Source organism: Jhaorihella thermophila (genome assembly GCF_900108275.1).
Taxonomy (GTDB): domain Bacteria; phylum Pseudomonadota; class Alphaproteobacteria; order Rhodobacterales; family Rhodobacteraceae; genus Jhaorihella; species Jhaorihella thermophila.
The window spans coordinates 535,260-555,530 of the sequence record NZ_FNVD01000001.1 but is presented as its reverse complement, the minus strand read 5'-3'; the positions used below and the strand labels follow the sequence as shown (position 1 = coordinate 555,530).

16 protein-coding genes and 2 pseudogenes are annotated in these 20,271 nt (G+C 64.5%); 8 read left to right on the top strand and 10 right to left on the bottom strand.

Features of this window, described 5'->3' with window-relative positions; genetic code table 11:
* Positions 1-44: 44 nt before the first annotated feature.
* Genes C4S70_RS02650 through C4S70_RS02635 form a run of 4 tightly spaced genes read left to right on the top strand, consistent with a single transcriptional unit; the run spans position 45 to position 4,697 of the window.
* A complete protein-coding gene (locus tag C4S70_RS02650; protein ID WP_104006525.1) occupies positions 45-1,079 on the top strand; it encodes a cysteine synthase A in 1,035 nt (344 codons plus the stop codon).
* A 2-nt stretch (positions 1,080-1,081) separates the two neighbouring features.
* On the top strand, positions 1,082-3,517 hold the full coding sequence (locus C4S70_RS02645; protein WP_235003654.1) for a DUF3772 domain-containing protein: 2,436 nt from the start codon (positions 1,082-1,084) through the stop codon (positions 3,515-3,517).
* A complete protein-coding gene (locus C4S70_RS02640) occupies positions 3,498-4,229 on the top strand; it encodes an alanyl-tRNA editing protein (protein WP_104006523.1) in 732 nt (243 codons plus the stop codon). Before C4S70_RS02645 ends, C4S70_RS02640 begins: the two co-directional genes overlap by 20 nt.
* Before the next feature lie 27 nt (positions 4,230-4,256).
* Positions 4,257-4,697 carry an ion channel gene (locus tag C4S70_RS02635; RefSeq protein WP_104006522.1) on the top strand — a complete coding sequence of 147 codons (441 nt, stop codon included), beginning with the start codon at positions 4,257-4,259 and terminating at the stop codon, positions 4,695-4,697.
* 4 nt (positions 4,698-4,701) lie between these two features.
* Here C4S70_RS02635 and cls read toward each other — a convergent pair whose 3' ends face one another.
* From cls to C4S70_RS02610, 5 genes and pseudogenes are all read right to left on the bottom strand, one after another.
* Entirely contained in the window at positions 4,702-6,123 is a 1,422-nt protein-coding gene (cls, locus tag C4S70_RS02630; protein WP_235003653.1) for a cardiolipin synthase, read from the bottom strand.
* Positions 6,124-6,132: 9 nt separating this feature from the next.
* Positions 6,133-7,091, bottom strand: a pseudogene (locus tag C4S70_RS02625) (HAD family hydrolase).
* A gap of 76 nt (positions 7,092-7,167) precedes the next feature.
* Positions 7,168-7,629 carry a phage holin family protein gene (locus C4S70_RS02620; protein ID WP_104006521.1) on the bottom strand — a complete coding sequence of 154 codons (462 nt, stop codon included), beginning with the start codon at positions 7,627-7,629 and terminating at the stop codon, positions 7,168-7,170.
* A 17-nt stretch (positions 7,630-7,646) separates the two neighbouring features.
* A complete protein-coding gene (locus C4S70_RS02615; protein WP_104006520.1) occupies positions 7,647-7,985 on the bottom strand; it encodes a hypothetical protein in 339 nt (112 codons plus the stop codon).
* Between the two features lie 53 nt (positions 7,986-8,038).
* A complete protein-coding gene (locus C4S70_RS02610) occupies positions 8,039-8,278 on the bottom strand; it encodes a hypothetical protein (protein ID WP_146064167.1) in 240 nt (79 codons plus the stop codon).
* Positions 8,279-8,420: 142 nt separating this feature from the next.
* On the opposite strand from C4S70_RS02610, the gene C4S70_RS02605 reads away from it, so the two are divergent.
* Positions 8,421-9,491 (top strand): AI-2E family transporter, encoded by a 1,071-nt coding sequence (locus tag C4S70_RS02605; protein ID WP_104006518.1) that lies wholly within the window; start codon positions 8,421-8,423, stop codon positions 9,489-9,491.
* The gene (locus C4S70_RS02600) at positions 9,488-10,387 is read left to right on the top strand and encodes a YihY/virulence factor BrkB family protein (protein WP_327314605.1); all 900 of its coding nucleotides are present in this window, start codon (positions 9,488-9,490) and stop codon (positions 10,385-10,387) included. Before C4S70_RS02605 ends, C4S70_RS02600 begins: the two co-directional genes overlap by 4 nt.
* Positions 10,388-10,442: 55 nt before the next feature.
* Here C4S70_RS02600 and C4S70_RS19370 read toward each other — a convergent pair whose 3' ends face one another.
* The 4 genes and pseudogenes from C4S70_RS19370 to C4S70_RS02590 all read right to left on the bottom strand — a co-directional run bounded on the left by C4S70_RS19370 (position 10,443) and on the right by C4S70_RS02590 (position 13,960).
* Complete coding sequence (locus C4S70_RS19370) at positions 10,443-10,859, bottom strand: hypothetical protein (protein ID WP_380218900.1); 417 nt, start codon at positions 10,857-10,859, stop codon at positions 10,443-10,445.
* A gap of 18 nt (positions 10,860-10,877) precedes the next feature.
* Positions 10,878-10,982: pseudogene (locus C4S70_RS19365) on the bottom strand (mechanosensitive ion channel domain-containing protein); the annotation flags it as partial.
* A gap of 12 nt (positions 10,983-10,994) precedes the next feature.
* Positions 10,995-12,620 carry a mechanosensitive ion channel family protein gene (locus C4S70_RS19360; RefSeq protein ID WP_327314603.1) on the bottom strand — a complete coding sequence of 542 codons (1,626 nt, stop codon included), beginning with the start codon at positions 12,618-12,620 and terminating at the stop codon, positions 10,995-10,997.
* Positions 12,621-13,054: 434 nt separating this feature from the next.
* Complete coding sequence (locus tag C4S70_RS02590) at positions 13,055-13,960, bottom strand: LysR family transcriptional regulator (RefSeq protein ID WP_104006517.1); 906 nt, start codon at positions 13,958-13,960, stop codon at positions 13,055-13,057.
* Between the two features lie 170 nt (positions 13,961-14,130).
* Between C4S70_RS02590 and C4S70_RS02585 the strand changes: the two genes are divergently transcribed.
* A complete protein-coding gene (locus C4S70_RS02585) occupies positions 14,131-17,550 on the top strand; it encodes an indolepyruvate ferredoxin oxidoreductase family protein (protein WP_104006516.1) in 3,420 nt (1,139 codons plus the stop codon).
* Positions 17,551-17,665: 115 nt separating this feature from the next.
* Here C4S70_RS02585 and C4S70_RS02580 read toward each other — a convergent pair whose 3' ends face one another.
* Positions 17,666-18,235, bottom strand: a complete 570-nt coding sequence (locus tag C4S70_RS02580; protein WP_235003652.1) for a YcbK family protein — start codon at positions 18,233-18,235, stop codon at positions 17,666-17,668.
* Between the two features lie 359 nt (positions 18,236-18,594).
* Here C4S70_RS02580 and C4S70_RS02575 point away from each other — a divergent pair, with 359 nt between their 5' ends.
* A complete protein-coding gene (locus C4S70_RS02575; RefSeq protein ID WP_104006515.1) occupies positions 18,595-20,229 on the top strand; it encodes a L,D-transpeptidase family protein in 1,635 nt (544 codons plus the stop codon).
* Positions 20,230-20,271: the final 42 nt, after the last annotated feature.

The following is a 20,271-nucleotide window of genomic DNA, read 5'->3' as shown; positions in this document are numbered from 1 at the left end:
GGCTACACCGTTTGTCACCAGTTTCGAAACCGGGGAGTGAGCCCATGCGCATTGCACGCGATCTGGCCGACGCGATCGGATACACGCCGCTGATCCGGCTTCGCAAGGCCAGCGAGGAAACCGGCTGCGAAATCTTCGGCAAGGCCGAGTTCATGAACCCCGGCCAGTCGGTCAAGGACCGGGCGGCGCTTTATATCATCCGCGACGCGATCGCCCGTGGCACCTTGCGCCCCGGCGGCACCATCGTCGAGGGCACCGCGGGCAATACCGGCATCGGGCTGGCGCTGGTGGGCGCGTCGATGGGGTTCAAGACGGTGATCGTGATCCCCGAGACGCAGAGCGAGGAAAAGAAGGACATGCTGCGGCTCGCGGGCGCCGAGCTGGTGCAGGTGCCCGCCGCGCCCTATCGCAACCCCAACAACTTTGTCCGCTATTCCGAACGGCTGGCGGCGAAGCTGAACGAAACCGAACCCAACGGCGCGATCTGGGCCAACCAGTTCGACAACGTGGCCAACCGGCAGGCGCATGTGGAAACCACCGGCCCCGAGATCTGGGAACAGACCGGCGGCAAGGTGGACGGTTTCATCTGCGCCGTGGGCTCGGGCGGGACGCTTGCGGGCGTGGCGATGGCGTTGCAGCCCAAGGGGGTCAAGATCGGTCTGGCCGACCCGATGGGCGCGGCGCTTTACAGCTATTACACAACCGGCGAGCTGAAGGCCGAGGGCAGCTCGATCACCGAGGGCATCGGGCAGGGGCGGATCACGAAGAACCTCGAAGGGTTCCGCCCCGACATGGCCTATCAGATCCCGGACGAAGAGGCGCTGCCTTATGTCTTTGACCTGCTGCACGAGGAAGGGCTGGTGATGGGCGGCTCGACCGCGATCAACGTCGCCGGCGCTGTGCGCATGGCGCGCGAGATGGGGCCGGGGCACACCATTGTCACGGTGCTGGCCGACTATGGCACGCGCTATCAGTCCAAGCTGTTCAACCCGGTGTTCCTGAAATCGAAGAACCTGCCGGTGCCCGACTGGATGGACCGCGCGCCGGCCAGCATTCCGGGCGTGTTCGAGGACGTATGACGGTGAAACGCAATCCGGCGTTGCACTGGATCGCGGTCGCGCTTGCGGCGCTGATCCTGTCGGTTTCTTTCGCGTGGGCGCAGTTCACCGACGAACAATCCGCCTATTTCGAGAAATGGCAGGCTACGGCGGCGCGCGCCGACGAGGTGATCGCGGCCCGGCGCGCCTCCAATGCGGCGCTGGAGGAGTTGCGCAAGGATCTTGTCCGCTATCGCGAGACCTTTCAGAAGCTGCGCAATTCCAACGCCGCGCGCATCAGGACGCTTGAGGAGCAGATCGCCGCGCTGGGCCCGCCGCCCGAGGACGGCCAGACCGAACCTGAAGAAATCGCCCGTCTGCGCGAGGAGTTGAACCGGCAATTGACGCAGGCGCGCGTGCCGGGCATCGTGGCCGAACAGGCCTATAGCCGCGCCAACGGGCTGATCGCCGAGATCGACCGGATCATTCGCGATCGTCAGAAATCGGAACTGCTGCACCGGGGGCCGTCGCCGCTCAATCCCGCGCATTGGGGCGAGGCGCTGGCCGAGACGGCCGAGGTCTTCCGTGGGCTTGCGGCCGAAACCCAGGCGCAGATCTCGGCGCCGTCGGCGCGGGAACAACGGACGGAAAACGCGCCCTTCATCGCCGGGCTGATCGCGCTGGGTCTGCTGCTTCTGTTCCGCGCGCGGGCCTGGTCGCACCAGTTCGGCGACTACATGCGCCAGTTCGGCGGCCGGGGAACCGGGGTGTGGAATTTCCTCGTGTCCGTCGCGGTACTGGCGTTGCAGTTCGCCGGCGTCGTCGCGATCGTCAACGCGGTTCGTCTGTCCGGGTCGCTGGGCTTTCGCGGATCGCTGGTGCTGGATGCGGTGCCGGTCTGGGCCGCGATCCTGTTGTTCTATGCATGGCTGAACGAACGGCTGTTCGATGCCCGCCACGCCGATGCGATTGTTTTCCTGTCACCGCAGATGCAGGACAAGCTGCGCCGCGACGTCACCGCAGCGTCCTGGCTGCTGGTGCTGCAGGGCGTGGTCGGGCTTCTGGCGCAGATCGAAACGCTGTCGGAGGCCACCCGCGCGGTGATTGCCTTTCCGGGCATCGTGCTGACCGCGCTGGTGCTCTATCACATCAACCGTCTGACCCGGAGCGAGGAACCGAAAGAGCGCGAGCCTTCCGAGCGCACCGGTCTGATCCGCTTGGTACGCCGTATCGTGCGGCTGCTGGGCATGACGGCGCCGTTACTCGCAGCCATCGGCTATACCGTCGCCGCCGAGGCCCTGATCTACCCGGCCGTGCTCACGCTCACGCTGTTTTCGGTGGGCGTCATCCTCCAGCGGTTCCTGACCGATCTTTATGGCTGGCTGTCGGGCAAGGGGTGCGAGGCGCGGGATTCGCTGTTTGCGGTGCTGGCGGGCGGCCTGATCGCGCTGGGGGCGGTGCCGGTGCTGGCGCTGATCTGGGGGGCGCGGATCGCCGATCTGTCCGAGATCTGGGCAAAGTTCCTGGCCGGGTTCCAGATCGGCGACACGCGGATTTCCCCCACCGCGTTCCTGGGATACGTCCTGGTCTTTGCGATCGGCTATGTTCTCACCCGCCTGGTCCAGAGCGGCCTGCGCACGTCGCTTCTTCCCAAGACCGGTCTGGACCCGGGCGGGCAGAACGCGGTGGTGGCGGGCACCGGCTATGTCGGGATCTTCATCGCCGCGATGGTGGCGATTTCCACCGCCGGGATCGACCTGTCCTCCATCGCGCTGGTGGCCGGGGCGCTGTCGGTGGGGATCGGCTTTGGCCTGCAGACCATCGTGTCCAACTTCGTCAGCGGCATCATCCTGCTGATCGAACGCCCCTTCGCCATCGGCGACTGGATCGAGGTGAACGGGCTGATGGGCTATGTGCGCGACATATCGGTGCGCTCCACCCGGATCGAGACCTTCGACCGCACCGACGTGATCGTGCCGAATTCGGATTTCATCACCGGGACGGTGACCAACTACACACGCGGCAACACGGTCGGGCGGGCGATCGTGCCGGTGGGGGTGGCCTATGGCTCGGACACGCGCAAGGTCGAGAAAATCCTTCTGGAGATCGCCAATGCGCATCCGATGGTGCTGGCCAATCCCGCACCGATGGTGGTGTTCCAGGGCTTCGGCGCGGATTCGCTCGACTTCGAGATCCGCGCCATCCTGCGCGACGTGAACTGGGTGCTGTCGGTGAAATCCGATCTGAACTACGAGATCGAACGCCGCTTCCGCGAGGAAGGGATCGAGATTCCGTTCTCGCAGCGCGACATCTGGTTGCGCAATCCCGAGGCGCTGGCGCGTGCGCTGGATGGAACCGCGCCCGAACCGGATCCTGCACCGGCCCCGCCAACGGCGCCGTCGCGCCCTGACACCCGGACGGCAAGTGCCGCGCCGACACCTCCTGACCTGAACGACATGGATGCCGACAGTGACCGTTGATCCGATCTTTCGGACAGACCCCTGCGCCCGCAGCGCCGCGGCCCGCGTCGTGGCGCTGACCGACCGCGGCGGCGTGGTGCTGGACCGCGCGCTGTTCTATCCCACCGGTGGCGGCCAGCCCGGAGACAGCGGGCGGCTGGCATGGGATGGCGGCGAATTGGTGGTGGCCACCACCGTCAAGGGCGAGGACGGCGCGCCGGTTCTGGTGCCGGACGAGGGCGCCGTCCTGCCGCCGCTGGGCACCGAGGTGGTGCAGGAACTCGACTGGGACCGCCGGTACGCGCATATGCGGATGCACACCGCTCTGCATCTGTTGTCGGTGGTGATCCCTCTGCAGGTGACCGGCGGGCAGGTGGGCGCGGGCAAGGGGCGGCTCGACTTCAACATGCCCGAGGCGCCTGGGGACAAGGAGACGTTGCAGGCCCGTCTGCAGGAGCTGATCGACCGGGATCTGCCGGTGACCGAGGACTGGATCACCGATGCCGAACTGGACGCCAATCCTGGGCTGGTCAAGACCATGTCGGTGCAGCCGCCGCGCGGGGCAGGGCGGGTGCGCCTGATCCGCATCGGCACGGGTGACGATCAGGTGGATCTGCAACCCTGCGGCGGCACCCATGTCGCCCGCACCGGCGAAATCGGCCGCATCCGGTTGGGCAAGATCGAGAAGAAGGGCCGCGAGAACCGCCGCGTCTATCTGCATATCGACGACTGAGGCGAAAGGCGCACGGAAGGAGCCGCCATGGCACTGGGAGAGCAGATCATCTGGGGCAGTGTCTTCATGGGGCTGTGCCTGATGCTCGAAACCGGCTTTCTGGTCTGGGCCAGCACGGTCCTGAGCCGCGCCGGACGGCGCCTGAGTACACCGCCGACGACGCTGCAGATCGGCTGGATGATGATTCTGGCGCTGTTCTTCATCGTTCTTGCCCACACGATCCAAGTCCTGATTTGGTCCACGATCTGGACCCGTTACGGGGCCGTGTCGGACTGGAACGAAGCAATCTATTTTTCGCTGGTGACCTATACGACCGTCGGCTATGGCGACCTGACACTGGGGCCGGGACTGCGGGTGTTCGGCACGTTCGCCGGGGTGGCCGGGGTGCTGGGTTTCGGCATCAGTTCGGCCTTTCTGATCGCGGTCATGTCGCGGCTGCTGCAGGCGGGCATGTTCGGGCAGGACTGAGCGGTCACAGGATCGGCGCAAAAAGCCGCGCGATCGGCGCGCCATAGCGGATCCGCCAGGGCTGTTCGTGGATCTTCCGCGTCAGCAGGAAACTGCGTTCGAAATCGGCCTGCAGCATCTCATCCACCGCCGCGGCCGCGCGGGGGTCGAAGAACAGCGCCATCGCCTCGAAATTCAGCCGGAAGGACCGGTTGTCCAGGTTCGTGGTGCCCACCGCGGCCAGTTCGTCATCCACCACGAACACCTTCTGGTGCATGAAGCCCTGCGCATAGCGATGCACCTTCACCCCGGCCTCGATGATTTCGTCGAAATAGGCAAAGGCGGCCAGCCATGGGATCCGGTGGTCGATCGCGTCCGGCACCAGGATCCGCACGTCCACCCCCCGCATCGCCGCATGTTTCAATGCGGCCATGATGTCGATGTCGGGGACGAAATAGGGCGAGGCGATCCAGACTCGGCGCCGCGCGGCGACGATCGCGGAAAAGAACATAAGGCTGCCGGTTTCGGTCCTGTCGCCGGGGCCGGTGGCGACGATCAGCGCGGTCATGTCTTCGGCGGCGTGTTCGGGCGTCCAGACCAGTTCGTCCAGGATCAGTTCGTCAGTCGCAAAGTGCCAGTCTTCGGCAAAGATGAGCTGCAATTCCTGCACCACGGGGCCGCGCATCCGGATATGGGTGTCGCGCCACGGCCCGAAGGCCGGATCCCGCCCCATGTATTCGTCGCCAACATTGTGCCCGCCGATGAAACCCGCGCGCCCGTCCACGATCACCGTCTTGCGGTGGTTGCGATAGTTGATCTGAAAGCGGAACTTGGGCCCGCGCTGGCTGTCGCGGTCGCTGACGCGGATGCCGGCCTCGCGCAGCTTGTCGCAATAGGCGGTCGGCAGCTTGTAGCTGCCGATCGCGTCGGTGAAGAACCAGACCTTGACCCCGCGCCGGGCGGCGGCGATGAGCCGGTTCTGAAAGGCGCGGCCCAGCTGGTCGTCATGGACGATGTAGAACTGGACGAGGATGTAGTTCTGCGCCTGGTCGATCGCCTGGAAAATCGCGTCGAAGGTCTGTTGGCCGTCGATCAGCAGATCGGCCGCATTGCCGCGCACGGCGGGCATGCCGGCCAGTGTCTCGAACGGCTCCAAGGCGACGTCCCAACCTTGCGGGTCGGCCCTGTGGTCGGCGGAAAATGTCTTGATCCCCTCGACCACGCGCTGCGATTCCAGCCGGGACAGGCGATAGCCCTTGAACCGGTGATGGCCGAGGATCAGGTAGAGCGGAATGCCGAGGATCGGCATCGAGATCAGAAAGACAACCCAGCCCACCGCCCCCTGCGGCGTCCGGGCAGTGTTGGCGGCGCGGATCGCGCAGGCGGCGGCCAACGCATAAAGCGCGAATACGGCCGCCGAACTGACCTCGATCCAGAATTGCGTCACCTTGCCTCTCTAGTCGGCCGCGCCCGTGAATACCCGTTTCCAGTCGCGCGCCATATCCACGACCAGCCAGCCGCGCTGTTCGGCCTCGTCCAGCCCGCGGTTCAGCACTCCGATATGGCCTTCGCGGTCATAGGCCCATTCGTGATCGGCGTCCGTGTGATGGATATAGACGCCCAGCCGTGGGCCGTCCCCGGCGGTGGTGTATTCCAGCATCTGAAAGTCGCCGTCGGAATTGCCCACCGCGATGATCGGGCGCATCCCGATATGGCGGTCGATCGCAAGCGGCTTGCCTTCCTTGTCGTCGTAAAAGAACAGCTCGCCTTCTTTCATGATCTTCGGGCCATTATCTTCGGGCCATTCTCGGTGACCTGATAGGACGTCACCACCGAGGAGCCGATCACCTGCTGCGGCGGGATGCCATAGGCGCGGTCGGCAAAGGCGCGTATGAAATGAAGCCCGCCGCCCGAGACGATCCAGGTGCTGAAGCCATCGTCGCGGAGATAGCGCAAGAGTTCCACCATCGGCTGATAGGTCATACGCTCATAGGCCATGCCCTTGGACGGGTGACGGGCCGAGGCAAGCCAGTCGTTCACATGGGCCTGAAATGTGTCCACGTCGATTCCGGAATGGGAAACCTTCAGAATTTCGGCCAGTCCCGCCTTGCCGCCGGCCATGACCCCCTTCAGGTCGCCCTTCGCAGAGGCCCTGAGTGCGTCCGAGGTCAGGACCGAGGGATCGTCCTTGGCGCGGCGGGCGACCTCGTCCAAGGCAAAGATCAGCTGGAAATAGATCGGCTGTTCGGCCCAGAGCGTGCCGTCATTGTCAAAGACCGCGATACGCTCGGCGGCGGGCACGAACTGCTCCGCATCCGGGTCGGTAACGGTTTCGATGAACGAAACGATCCGCTCCTTCGCCGGTCCGTCCGACCAAGACGGCAAGGGATCGGACCAGGCTGCCGTCGCAAACATGAAAACCGCCGCGCAATATACTGTAAAGATTCGATAAAACATCGGATGGTCTCCCGCTGAAATAGGCAATTCAAGATCACTTCTTGCGGCTGCCGAGCAGGATCGGCAGCAGTCGCGCCAGCATGGCCGGCAGCGCAGATCCCAGCGGGTCGCGCGCAATTCGACGAACATTCTCCGACAACTCGCGCGCCTCGGTGATCGCGTTTTCCACGTCCGCTTCTATTTCGGACATGGCCAGGTCGCGCAACTCGATCACCGGCTCCAGTTCCTTGCCCGGCTTCGTCCGACCGGCAACATAGATCACGATCAGAGCCAGCACGAAATTCCCCGCCGCAACGGTCAGCGCGGCCATCTGCGGGGTGGTCCGCTCCTGCAGCGCATGAAACGCCGCCACGTTCAGCATGACCAGCCCGATCAGCGCCACCAGACCGGCAAAGGCGTAAAGCCCGGCCTGACGCAGGGCCATGTCCGTCTGGCGCCGGGCGATCATGCGTTCCGTGCGCAAAAGAATGTGGATGTTGCGGCTGATGCGCGTCATGCGATTGTTCCTTGCGCTCATTTCGACACACGCCCCAGGATAAAGCCCAGCGTGAAGGCCGTGACCGCGGTCAGCGCGGGGCGCTGGCGGGCAAGGTCGGCGATGTCGTCGGATAGCTGTTTCCACAGACCGTCAAGGTCGAGATCCGCCGGGTCCACGCCATGCGACTTCAGCGCCTCCGTCAGGGACTCGCGCATCTGATCGACCGAGGCCGCCGCGATTTTCTCGTCGGTTTCGGTCTGCTCTGTCCGCTCTTGCGGCGCATCCTGCCGGGCAGAGGCCTCTTGGGCCTCGCGCTCGGCCAGTTCGCGTTTCAGTTCGGCCAGTTCCGCCTCGAGTTCGGCCTTGGTCACCATCGACCCGTGCCTCCGTTTTCAGATGCGCCAAAAGGTGCGCCGACCCGCGGAGCTCAGCCCTCGCGTTTGCGCATCCGGTCAAAGGCGGCCTTGAGCCGCAGCCCCAGTTCGCGGGCGGCTTCGCCGACTTCCTCGGCGGATTTCTCCAGTTGCGCCTCGCGGGCGAACTTGACCCACTCCTTCATCAGTTCTTCCCATTCTTCCTGGGCTTCCTTTGTGCCGAGGTGCAGTTGAAGCCGTGCCTCGTCCCGCATCTGTTTCAGGGTTTCCAGCCAGTCGTCGAGGTCGCTCATCTTTTTGCTCCAGTTTCGCTGCAAGGGATGACGGCGCCGTTGCGGCGCGTCTTTCGCCATGTGAGATGTTGCATCGTAAACGCTTGTCGTGCAACGTTCTTGTCGTGGTTGTCCCGCCATGTGACGATTGGTCAGAGCCAGCATGAAACCCGCCCAGCCCTTCAGCGCCGAATCGTTGCGATGGACCGCGCTGCTTGCGGCGACGGTTCTGATTTCGGTCGTGGTGTTCAACATGACGCGGGGGCTGCTGGAGCCGCTGGTGCTGGCGGCCATCACCGGCGCGATGGTGCATCCGATGAACGCAAGGCTGGCCGACCGGCTGGGCGGGCGCAGGTCGGTGGCGTCCGGGATCTCACTGGTGCTGATGCTGCTGCTGGTGATCCTGCCGCTGATCGGACTGATTGCCGTCGCCGTGTCACAGGCGGATTCGATGGCGCGCGGCGTGGGGCAGCTGGCGATCCGGTTCAACGAAACCGACTGGGACAGGATGGTGCCCGACTGGCTGCCATGGAAGGGCAGGGTCGAAGATCTCTGGCCGCGGGTTCTGAACAAGCTGGGCGATCTGATCCAGGCGATGGCCGCGTTCTTTGTCTCGTCGCTTTCCTCGATGACGCTGGGCGCGGCGACCTTTTTCCTCAAGCTCTTCGTATTCTTCTATTCGCTGTTCTTCTTTCTGCAGATGGACACGCCCATCCTGCTGCAGCTGTTGCGCTTTACCGGGCTGGCACCGGAGACCCAGGAAACGCTGAACGACCGGATCATGTCGATCAGCCGTGCCACGATCAAGGGTACGCTGCTGATCGCGATCATCCAGGGGGCGCTCGGCGGGGCGGCCTTCTGGGCCGCCGGCGTGCCGGGGTCGGCCTTCTGGGCGGTGGTGATGATGGTCTTTGCCGTTCTGCCGGCGCTGGGGGCGCCCTTCGTCCTGTTCGGGGGCGCGATCTACCTGGGCGCCAAGGGCGACTATGCGGCGGCCGTGGGCGTGGCCGTCTGGGCGGCGGCGGTGGTATCGACCATCGACAACCTGCTGCGTCCCGTCCTGGTGGGGCGGGATGCCCGGCTGCATGACATCATCATCCTGGTCAGCACGCTGGGCGGGCTGGCGATGTTCGGGGCGTCCGGCATGATCCTGGGGCCGGTCCTTGCCGGTCTGTTCGTCACGATCTGGACTACGCTGGCCGAAAGCATCCAGTCCGCCGGAGAACCGCAGTGATCGACCGGGATCCTCGCCTTCCGCGACTGGTCGCGCGGCCGCTGCGCGCGGCGGTCGAGGCGTTGCGCCGGTTCAACGCCAAGGGCGGCTGGGTGCTGAGCAGCCATGTCGCCATGTCGATCATGCTGGCGCTGTTTCCGTTCATCCTGTTCGTGGTCGCGCTCGGCGGGTTCCTGTCCGGCCACTTTGACATCGTGACCTATGTCGAGGACCGCGAGGCGCTGAATGAAACGGCCGAGCTGATCTTTGGCGCCTGGCCCGATGCGATCCAGGCGCCGATCGTGGCCGAGCTTCGCAGGGTTCTGGCGGCGGACAATACCAGCCTGATGACCGTGGGCGGGCTGCTCACGCTGTTCTTTGCCTCAAACGGGGTGGACGCGGTGCGCGAGGCGATGACGCGCGCCTATCACGACATCGACACGCGGCCCTATTTGAAGACCCGCGCGCTGTGCCTGGCCTTCGTCCTGCTGGGGGCGGTCGCCGTGCTTGCCGCAGGCGCCCTGGCTGTGGCGGGGTCGCTCTATACCCGGCTGGCGGTCGAGCAGCTGGATTGGAGCGCGCTCGACTGGCTGGCGCGCGGCGGGTTCGGCGTGATCGTGATCGACGCGATGCCGGTAATCATGGTTCTGGCCGCCCATTACTGGCTGCCGGCCCGGCGTCATTCGCTGCGCCAGATCCTGCCGGGGGTGGCGTTGACCATTCTGGGCTGGATGGCGGCGGGCCGGGCCTTTTCCTGGTATGTCGCCGCCTTCGGCAGCTATTCGGCCACCTATGCGGGGCTGGCCGGGGCGATGGCGGCGCTGATCTTTCTGTATCTGATATCCGCGATCCTGATCCTGGGGGCCGAGTTCAACGGCGCGCTGATCGACATGTCGGACGACACCAGCGCCGAATGAAGCCCGCGGCCGCGCCCGGCAGGGGACGGGGGCGGGCGGATGCGATTTCTCCAGGCTATTTCTTCTCGCCGCCCTGGTCCGGCTCTGTCTGCTGTTGGACCGTCCCGGCCGCGGCCGCGGCGATCGCCTCCTTTTCCTGCTCGGACAGGTGTTCGGCCTGATCCAGGCCCGGAATCGCCACACGCACCTCGCGCCGGGCGAATTCGATGCCGTTTTCGGCAAAGGCCTTCTTGACGCGGTTGTAGATCTCCTTGCGGATGGTGAACTGGGTGCCGGGCTTGGCCATGAACTTGCCGCGGATCACCATGCCCACGTCGTCGATGTCGAACACGCCTTGGCTCTTGAACGGCTCGATGAAATCGTCCTTGTAGAGCGGATCCTGCATCATTTCGGCGCCGATCTTCTTGAAGATCTTCTTGACCTTGTTGGGATCGGTGTCGAAGGGCACGGTGAACTTGAGCTTCATGATCACCCAGTCGCGGCTGTAGTTGGTCAGCTTCTGGATCTCGCCATAGGGGATGGTGTGCACCGGCCCGCGATGGTGGCGCAGTTGCATCGACCGGATCGAAATCTTCTCCACCGTGCCGGTGGTGCCGCCGACATCGACTTATTCGCCGATGCGGAAGGCGTCGTCGATCAGGAAGAAGATGCCGCCGACGATGTCGCTGACCAGCTTCTGCGCGCCAAAGCCGACGGCCAGACCGACGACGCCGGCGCCGGCCAGAAGCGGAGTGATGTTGATGCCGACCTCGCCCAATGCCAGCAGAATGGCCAGAACCGCGATCGTGACCGAGGCGGATACCCGCAAGAGCGGCAAGACTGTCGCCAGCCGCGACCCGCCGGCCCCGCCGCCTTCGCCGCCGCTGTCCACATCCGGCACCTCGGCGGCGGTCTGCTCGCGGGCCAGCTTTCGGTTGATCCACAGCGACACGACTTCGTTGGCGACATAGGCCGCCGCAAGGATCAACAGCGCCACGACAAACTTGGAGCCAATGGATTCACCCGTGCCGGCAAAGTCGATCAGCGAAACGTCCCATTCCTTGGCCACCATCAGGATCACGAACACCGCCGCCAGCATCCGCCCGATGCGGATGTAGCCGCGCTTGGTGGCGCGATGGGCCTCTTCGGCCAGCTTGCCTTCGCCCGCCATCGGTGGCACCAGATGCCGCACCAGCCCCCGGATCAGCGTGTTCAGCGCCGGCGCCATCAGCAGCCAGAACATCGTGACATAGCTGGCCCCCTGCATGACCAGCGAAACCATTTCCGGCGATCCGGCGGCCACGATCGCTTCGACCACCAGCCACATCACGACCGACACCGCGATCGCGAATTTCGGATAGAGACGCGCCACCGTCTCGTCGAACTCGGTCCGGTCCGGGTCGGTGCCGCGCATCATGTCCGTCAGCCCTTCGCGCGCGGTCCAGGCAATCAGGATGATATAGAGATGCACCGCCGTATTCAGCCAGAACCCGATCCGGACCTCGGCGTTCGGAACGCCGTTGGAGGCGTTGAAATGCAGAAGGAAGATGGTGAAGCCACCCAGCAGGAACAACCCGATCAGGTTGCGGTGCAGATAGCGCGCCCAGCGGTCGTTGACGTTGATCAGCCGCAGATCCGAACGATTGGGTGCCAGCACCAGCCGTGACAGCGCCGCCCCCAGGCGCGGAATCCAGATCAGATAGATCACGAAGGGGCCGGCAAAGGCCAGCTGCTGTTCGCTGAACAGCAGCGCGCCGAAGATTCGCAACACCACATAGAAGGCGATGAGCCCGACGAGTTCGTGCATGAAGCGGCGAACCAGATAGCGCACCGCGCCCCACAGGTCCTGCGTTTCGGTGCCCGTTTCGATCCTGCGAAACCGCCCGAGCAGCCGCACGGAGAGCCATTCCACCGCCAGCGCCACCGCCAGCGCGCCCAGGATGTAGGCGAAAAGCTGCGCCAGCCCGGCAGGCCCGAATCTCTCGGCGAAGTTTGCGACTGCCCGACTTTCCGCTGAAATGAGGTTCGGAAGTCTGGCAATGGCATCCCACCACGATGCCCCCATCGCCAGCGCCGTGTCCCGGATCCGGATCGGCAGTGGCTTGCGCTCGGCGGCCGGGCCGGCGTTTCCTTGCGCAACCGCATCCAGCCGCGCCAGCAGAAGGGCGCGCACCTCGTCGTCGGACATGCGGGCGACCATTTCGTGGATCGCCTCCTGAGTCAGAGGTTCAGGCAGTTGTTCTAGCAAAGACATCTCTGCCGCCCCCGAACTCTCCTGAGCGTCGGAGGAGGCTGGCAGCAGCGCGGCGATGGAAAGGACACAAACGACGAGCAGACGAAAAATCATTTGGTTGGTCGGGCCTTCGCGGAATTGAACTCAAACGGTCCACGGCAGTTAAGCCAGTTTACGGAGCCAAAACAAAATAAACTTGCTTGATCGCAGACGCTGCGTGAGCGGCCCGCAGGCGATTGCCGGGTGCTCCAGAGCCGCAAACAGAGCCGAGATCACGTCCGCGGGCAAAAAAAAGGCCGGGAACCAAGCCCGGCCAAAGTCCAACAGGGAGGTATGAAGATGATGCGCAATCAGGCGCCATCGCCTTCGAGTGCTCATTTAGGTGGCACATGCCGACCGCGCAAGGTCTTTTATGTCGCAGGTGCGGCAAAGCCGCCATGCGTCTCTTGCATGGCTCAGAGTTTTCCAAGCTGTTTCAGATGCTTGCGGTGGGCGATGACCTCGTCCTGCACGAAATCGCGAAATGCCGCGATGCGACGCGAATGGCGCAGTTCCTCGGGGTAGGCGAGGAAAACCGGCACTTCGGCGGACTCGAACTCGGGCAGCACCCGCACCAGATCGGGGAATTCCTCGGTCAGATAGTCGGGCAGGACGCCGATACCGAGATCGTTGAGAACCCCCTGAAGCACGCCGAAATAGTTGTTGACCGTCAGCGTCGATTGCGGCTCGTGCTGAAGAAGCTGCTGGATCATGCGCGCCCCGGCCGACACTTGCGACGAATCCGGGCTCTGGCTGATCAGGCGGTGATGCGACAGATCCGACAGCGCCTCGGGCGTTCCTGCTCGCTCCAGATAGTCGCGCGAGGCATAGGCACGCAGCCGCACGGTCATCAGCCGCTTGCGGATCAGGTCTGCCTGGCTGGGTTCCTTCATGCGGATGGCCACGTCGGCCTCGCGCATGGGCAGGTCGAGCACGCGCTCTTCCAGCTTCAAGTCGATCTTGAGGTCGGGATATTTATCGTAAAGCGCCGAAAGCCGCGGTGCCAGCCACAGCGTTCCAAAGGCCAGCGTGGTGGTGACGCGCAGGTGGCCGAACACCTCTTCCTCGCTGTCCTTGATCCGCGCCTCGGCCGCCTCGAGCCGCTTGGCCATCGCCGTGGTGGCATCGAATAGCAATTCGCCCTGTTCGGTCAGAATCAGCCCCCGCGCGTGGCGGTGGAACAGCGTGGTCCCGAGGCTTTCCTCGAGCGCGCGAATCTGCCGGCTGACCGCGGATTGCGACAGGTTCAGCTTGTCCCCCGCGTGAGTCAGGCTGCCGGCATCGGCCACCGCGTGAAAAATCCTGAGCTTGTCCCAGTCCATGTCCGCAACTTTCGTTTCCCGCTTTCCGCCCTATATGAAAGTTTGGTGCTTTTTAAGCCGAAACGATCGGGTGCGATCCCGAAATACCAGAATCCCCCTATGCAGGTCAGGATTTATGACCTAATATCAAGACAGGGAGCGCGAACATCTGTGCCGTTGGGAGGCGACACATGACCACTCAGAAGATTTCCTTGACCGACCGGTTCGACCTGTCGAAAAGCCCCGTTCTGCTGAACGGGACGCAGGCGCTGGTGCGGCTGATGCTGATGCAGAAGGCCCGCGACAAGGCCGCCGGTCTAAACACTGCCGGGCTGGTGACGGGCTATCGCGGCTCGCCGCTGGGTGCGGTGGACATGCAGATGACCCGTGCGGCCAAGTATCTGGCCGAAAGCGACATCACCTTTCAATACGGGCTGAACGAGGATCTCGCCGCCACGGCGCTGTGGGGCAGCCAGCAGGCCGAGCTGCGCGGCGAAGGGCTCTATGACGGGGTCTTTGGCCTGTGGTACGGCAAGGGGCCGGGCGTGGACCGCACCGGCGACGCCTTCCGCCACGCCAACATGGCCGGCACCTCGCCCAATGGCGGGGTGCTGATCGCGATGGGCGACGACCATACCGGCGAATCCTCGACGGTGCTGCACCAGTCGGAATGGGCGCTGATCGACGCCTATGTGCCGATCGTGAACCCCGCCGGCGTGCAGGAGATCCTGGACTACGGCATCTACGGTTTCGCGCTCAGCCGGTTTTCCGGGCTCTGGGTCGGGCTCAAGACCATGAAGGACACGATCGAGGTGACCTCGGTCGTCGATGGCCGGCCCGACCGGATGCAGCTGGTCCGACCCGAATTCGACATGCCCGAAGGCGGGCTGAACATCCGCCTGATCGACGACCGCATTGCGCAAGAGGCGCGGATCATCGATTACAAACGGTTCGCGGCCGAGGCGTTTTCCCACGCCAACCGCATCGACCGCCGCGTCTGGGGCAAGCCGGGGGCAAAGATCGGGCTGGTGGCCGCCGGCAAGAACTGGCTGGATCTGCAACACGCGCTGGAGCTTCTGCATATCGACGCGGCCGAGGCCGAACGTCTGGGGATCACCACCTACAAGGTGGGCCAGACCTGGCCCTTGGACATGAAGGGGTTCCACGACTGGGCCGAGGGGCTCGACCTGATCGTGATCGTCGAGGAAAAGCGCAAGCTGATCGAGGTGCAGGTCAAGGAGGCGATCTTTGACGACCGCCGCGGCCGGCGGGTATATGGCTGGTACAAGGGCGGGGCCGGGTCCATGCACCGCGAAGAGCTGTTCCCGACCCGCTGGGCGCTGGATCCGGTTATGATTGCCGAGAAGCTGGGCGAGATCCTGATCGAGGAGGGTCGCGACACCGACGGCATCCGCGCAGGCCTCGCCGCGCTGGAAGAGGTGCGCCGCAACGACAATGCGGAAAACATCGCGACCCGGCTGCCCTATTTCTGCTCGGGCTGTCCGCACAATACGGGCACCAAGTTGCCCGAAGGCGCGCGCGCCTATGCCGGGATCGGCTGTCACTTCATGGTGCAGTGGATGGACCGCAACACGCTGGGTTTCACCCATATGGGCGGCGAGGGCGCGAACTGGATCGGCGAGGCGCCGTTTTCGAAACGCCGCCATGTGTTCCAGAACCTCGGCGACGGCACCTACAACCATTCCGGCGTGCAGGCGATCCGGGCCGCGTTGGCCGCCGGCACCAACATCACCTACAAGATCCTCTACAACGATGCGGTGGCCATGACCGGCGGCCAGCCGAACGAGGGCGGGCTGACCCCGCAGCGCATCGCCGCCGAACTGCGGGCGATGGGCGTGCGGCATGTCGCGGTGGTCCATGACGAAAAGGAGCCGCAGGATCCCAAGCTCTATCCAGGGGATGTCGAGTTTCACACCCGCGACAACCTGCTGAACGTGGAGCGCGCCTTTGAAAAATACGAGGGCGTGTCGGCCATCATCTATGTCCAGACCTGCGCCGCCGAGAAACGCCGCCGGCGCAAGCGCGGCACCTTCCCGGACCCGGACAGGCGTGTGTTCATCAACCCGGATGTCTGCGAGGGCTGCGGCGATTGCGGGGTGCAGTCGAACTGCGTGTCGATCGTGCCGGTGGAAACCGAACTCGGCCGCAAGCGGGCGATCGACCAGTCGTCCTGCAACAAGGACTATTCCTGCCTCAAGGGCTTCTGCCCGTCCTTCGTGACGCTCGAAGGGGCGAAACTGCGCAAGGAGGTGACGGTCGATCTGGACCTGCCGCACCTGCCGCAGCCCCGTCTGCCGCAGATCGAGGGCACCTGGAACGTGGTCATCACCGGCGTCGGCGGCACTGGCGTCGTGACCATCGGCGCGGTGATGGCGCAAGCGGCTCAGATCGACGGCAAGGGCGCGGGCATGATGGAGATGGCCGGGCTCGCGCAAAAGGGCGGGGCGGTGCACATCCACTGCCGCCTTGCCAACGACCCCGCCGACATCAACGCGATCCGCGTCGCCACGGGCGAGGCCGACGCGGTGATCGGCGGCGACTTGGTGGTCAGCGCCGGGGCCTCGACCATCGGGCTGATGCGCACCGGCAAGACGGGCGCGGTGGTCAACAGCCACGAGATCATCACCGGCGACTTCACCCGCGACACCGAATTCCACCTGCCGGTGGACCGGCTGGAACTGGCGCTTCAGGCGCGGCTCAAGGACCGGCTGGACCTGTTCGACGCCTCGGAACTGGCCCGGGCGACGCTGGGGGATTCGATCTTTTCCAACATGATGGTGTTCGGCGCGGCCTGGCAGCGCGGTCTGGTGCCGCTGAGCCATGACGCGATCATGCAGGCGATCGAGCTGAACGGCGCGGCGGTCGAAGCCAACAAGCGCGCCTTCGAGATCGGCCGCTGGGCGGTATTGCACCCGCAGGAGGCCGCCGCGATCCTCAGGCCCAAGGTGATCGAACTGCCGAAATCCCTGGAAGAGAAGATCGCCTTCCGTACCGAGCATCTGACCGCCTATCAGGGCAAGCGGCTGGCGAAACGCTATCGCAAGCTGGTGGATGGGATCGAGGACGAACGCCTGCGCGAGGCCGTGGCCAAGGGCTATCACAAGGTTCTGGCCTACAAGGACGAATACGAGGTCGCGCGGCTTTTGCTGGACAGCCGCGACAAGGCACGGGCCGAGTTCGACGGCGATTTCCGCATGACCTTCCACCTCGCCCCGCCGATCCTGTCGGGCAAGGATCCCGAAGGCCGGCCGAAGAAACGCGAATTCGGCGAATGGTCGCTGCGTCTGTTCCGCCTGCTGGCGCGGATGAAGCGGCTGCGCGGCACGCCGCTGGACATCTTCGGCTATTCGGCGGAGCGTCGGATGGAGCGCGGTCTGATCCGGCAATACGAAAGGGATGTCCGCCGGATGCTGGACCTGGTCAAGCCGGAAACCATGGATGCAGCCGTTGCGCTGGCCGAACTGCCGCTGTCGATCCGCGGCTTCGGCCCGGTGAAGAAGGAAAATGCCGAAAAGGCGGCGAAACGGCGCGAGGAGCTGCTCATGGTTCTGGAAACGGGCGGCGAGGGGGTCGACAAGGCGGCCGAATAGGGTCGCCGCCGTATCCCCTGCGGAAACAAAGCGCGACAAGAAAAAGACCCCGGCCGAACGGCCGGGGTCTTTTTCTGGAGGGTCGAGAGAGAGAAAGAGAGAGTATCCGGAAGCGTCAGGCGCCCCAGGTGCGGACCTGTCCGCAATCCATGTGCACGAAGTTCGACCGCGAATAGCGCCCCACGCCGCCCGCGCGGCAGGAAATCGCCGCCCGGGCGATCTGGTTGACCGACCGCGTCGCGAGCCGCACATCGTTGGCCTGTCCCTTCACATGCAGGGAATTCTTGGCGACCCGGCGCGACCGGCGGCGCAGCATCGCGTTTGTCTGCGGGGTGCGATAGCCGGACAGCAGAAGATAGGGTTCGTTCACGTCCAGAAGGTTGTGGACCGCGGCGATGATATCCAGCGTGCGGGTGTCCATCCGCGTGGCCTTGTTCGCGCGCACGTCGCGCATGAAATAATTGATCTCCTCAAGCGCGTCCTGGATGTATTCCCCGTCGATCCAGTAGATCATGTCGAGATGTTCGCCGGTGCGGCCCGAATACATCCGCAGGCGGCGAATGTCGCCAGCGCCTCGAAGGAACCCGGCGGCCTTTGAGAAGGTCGGAGCGGCACTGATTGCGGTTGCTGCGAACGCGCCCAACAGGGCACGCCGACTCATGCCGAAGTGTTTGGATTCCACCATGTCCCTCTGCGTCGTATCCTTAACGCTCGTTCTGCCTGCCCCGTCGAGGCGGGGCATCTGTTTCAACCATCCCCAGGTCGAAGGTATCTATTGCACAGGACGATTCGGCGGCCAAGCCCGGATTGTTTCGGGAATGCTATCTGGTCCAATTTCGGCAATTTTTCGCGCAACTTGACGGGGATGCGCCGAAATCCGCGCGAAATTCTGGCCGGTCATGGGTGATGCAGCGTTGCATCAGCCCCCGAAAATGGGCGCGACGTTGAGGAAATTGTGAGTGGACATGCCGGCGAGGCTTCCGAACAATGGGTGACAAATGCTGCTGCCTCGTATTTTTTTCTATCCCATCCAAGGATTTGACCATGCCGTCTGCTTTTCCGGCTCGTTTTCGTCGTCTCGCCCTGGGCCTGACCATCGCGACCGGGCTGTGGTCGATCGCGCAGGCCGATCAGCCGCGAACAGAGGTGACGGCCTTTGACCAGGCCATCGCCGAGGCGGCCTACGCGGGGGCGGCCTTTGATGAAGTGATCGGCGCCTTCTACAGGGATCGGGCCTATCGGCCGATCTGGGTGGGCGATGACGCGGCCGCGCGGGGGCGGCGGGCGGCGCTTCTGCGGGCGCTGCGGGGGGCCGGACTGCACGGGCTGCCCGCCAGCCGCTACGACCCCGAGGCCCTGCGCGCGCAACTGGCGTCGGTTCGCACCACGCGCGATCTGGGACTGGCCGAGGTCGCCATGAGCCGCGCCTTTCTGCAATACGCCAGCGACGTCCATTCGGGCATCCTCGACCCCTCCAGCATCGACGATTACATCGACCGCCAGCCCGCGCGGCCGGACGGTCTGGCGCTGCTCAGGGACATCTCGACCGGGGATCCTAAGGACGTGCTGGCCGGCCTTGCGCCGCAATCGCTGGAATATCGGCGGCTGCTGAAGGAACGGCTGAACCTTTTGCGGATCATCCAGGCGGGCGGCTGGGGCGCGACGGTGCCCATGCGCAAGATGGAACCCGGCGACACCGGGCCGGCGGTGATCGCCCTGCGCGATCGGCTGGTGCGGATGGGATACCTGCGCAGGGGCCTTTCGGCGCGCTACGACAAGGCACTGGAACGCGCGGTGCGGGCGTTTCAACACGATCACGGACTGAAACCCGACGGCGTGGCCGGCAAGGGCACCATCGCCGAAATCAACGTGTCCGCCACCGAACGCATGAAATCGGTTTTGGTCGCGCTGGAACGGGAACGCTGGCTGGGGGATCGGGGGCGGAAATACGTTCTGGTGAACCAGCCCGATTTCACCGCCCGGATCATCGATGACGGGCGCGAGACGTTCCGCACCCGCACCGTGATCGGCAAGAACGTGCACGACCGGCGCAGCCCCGAGTTCTCGGACGAAATGGAGCACATGATCATCAACCCCAGCTGGTATGTGCCGCGGTCGATCATGGTCAAGGAATACCTGCCGAAACTGCAGCAGAACCCCAATGCGGCGGGGCATCTCATCATCACGGACGTGCGCGGGCAGCAGGTTGACCGGGGCAGCATGGATTTTACACAGTTCACGGCCCGCAACTTCCCCTTCGACATGCGCCAGCCACCGGGGGCGCGCAATGCATTGGGGCGGGTCAAGTTCATGTTTCCCAACAAGCACAATGTCTATATGCACGATACCCCCGAAAAGCACCTGTTCAAGCGCGAGGTGCGCGCCTACAGCCATGGCTGCATCCGGCTGGCGGATCCGTTCGACTTTGCCTATGCGTTGCTGGCGGAAGAGGTCGGACGCGTCGACGATCCGGTGGGCTTTTTCCAGTCAACCCTGAAGACCGGCCGGGAAACCCAGGTGGATCTGGACCGGCACCTGCCGGTGCACATCATCTATCGCACGGCCTTTACCAAGCCCAAGGGAGGGTTGGAGTTCCGCCGCGACGTCTATGGCCGTGACGCAAAGATCTGGAAAGCGTTGCAGCAACAGGGGGTGGCCCTGCCGGGGGTTCAGGGGTAATCACTGCCCCCGAAGGATCCGTTCGGATCGAGGATTCAGGGG

Bases quoted from the DNA above. Each gene is read 5' to 3' on its own strand.
- C4S70_RS02650 (WP_104006525.1), top strand. From the start codon at position 45: ATGCGCATTGCACGCGATCTGGCCGACGCGATCGGATACACGCCGCTG.
- C4S70_RS02640 (WP_104006523.1), top strand. From the start codon at position 3,498: ATGCCGACAGTGACCGTTGATCCGATCTTTCGGACAGACCCCTGCGCC.
- C4S70_RS02635 (WP_104006522.1), top strand. From the start codon at position 4,257: ATGGCACTGGGAGAGCAGATCATCTGGGGCAGTGTCTTCATGGGGCTG.
- C4S70_RS02620 (WP_104006521.1), bottom strand. From the start codon at position 7,629: ATGACGCGCATCAGCCGCAACATCCACATTCTTTTGCGCACGGAACGC.
- C4S70_RS02615 (WP_104006520.1), bottom strand. From the start codon at position 7,985: ATGGTGACCAAGGCCGAACTCGAGGCGGAACTGGCCGAACTGAAACGC.
- C4S70_RS02610 (WP_146064167.1), bottom strand. From the start codon at position 8,278: ATGAGCGACCTCGACGACTGGCTGGAAACCCTGAAACAGATGCGGGAC.
- C4S70_RS02605 (WP_104006518.1), top strand. From the start codon at position 8,421: ATGAAACCCGCCCAGCCCTTCAGCGCCGAATCGTTGCGATGGACCGCG.
- C4S70_RS19360 (WP_327314603.1), bottom strand. From the start codon at position 12,620: ATGTCTTTGCTAGAACAACTGCCTGAACCTCTGACTCAGGAGGCGATC.
- C4S70_RS02590 (WP_104006517.1), bottom strand. From the start codon at position 13,960: ATGGACTGGGACAAGCTCAGGATTTTTCACGCGGTGGCCGATGCCGGC.
- C4S70_RS02585 (WP_104006516.1), top strand. From the start codon at position 14,131: ATGACCACTCAGAAGATTTCCTTGACCGACCGGTTCGACCTGTCGAAA.
- C4S70_RS02580 (WP_235003652.1), bottom strand. From the start codon at position 18,235: ATGGTGGAATCCAAACACTTCGGCATGAGTCGGCGTGCCCTGTTGGGC.
- C4S70_RS02575 (WP_104006515.1), top strand. From the start codon at position 18,595: ATGCCGTCTGCTTTTCCGGCTCGTTTTCGTCGTCTCGCCCTGGGCCTG.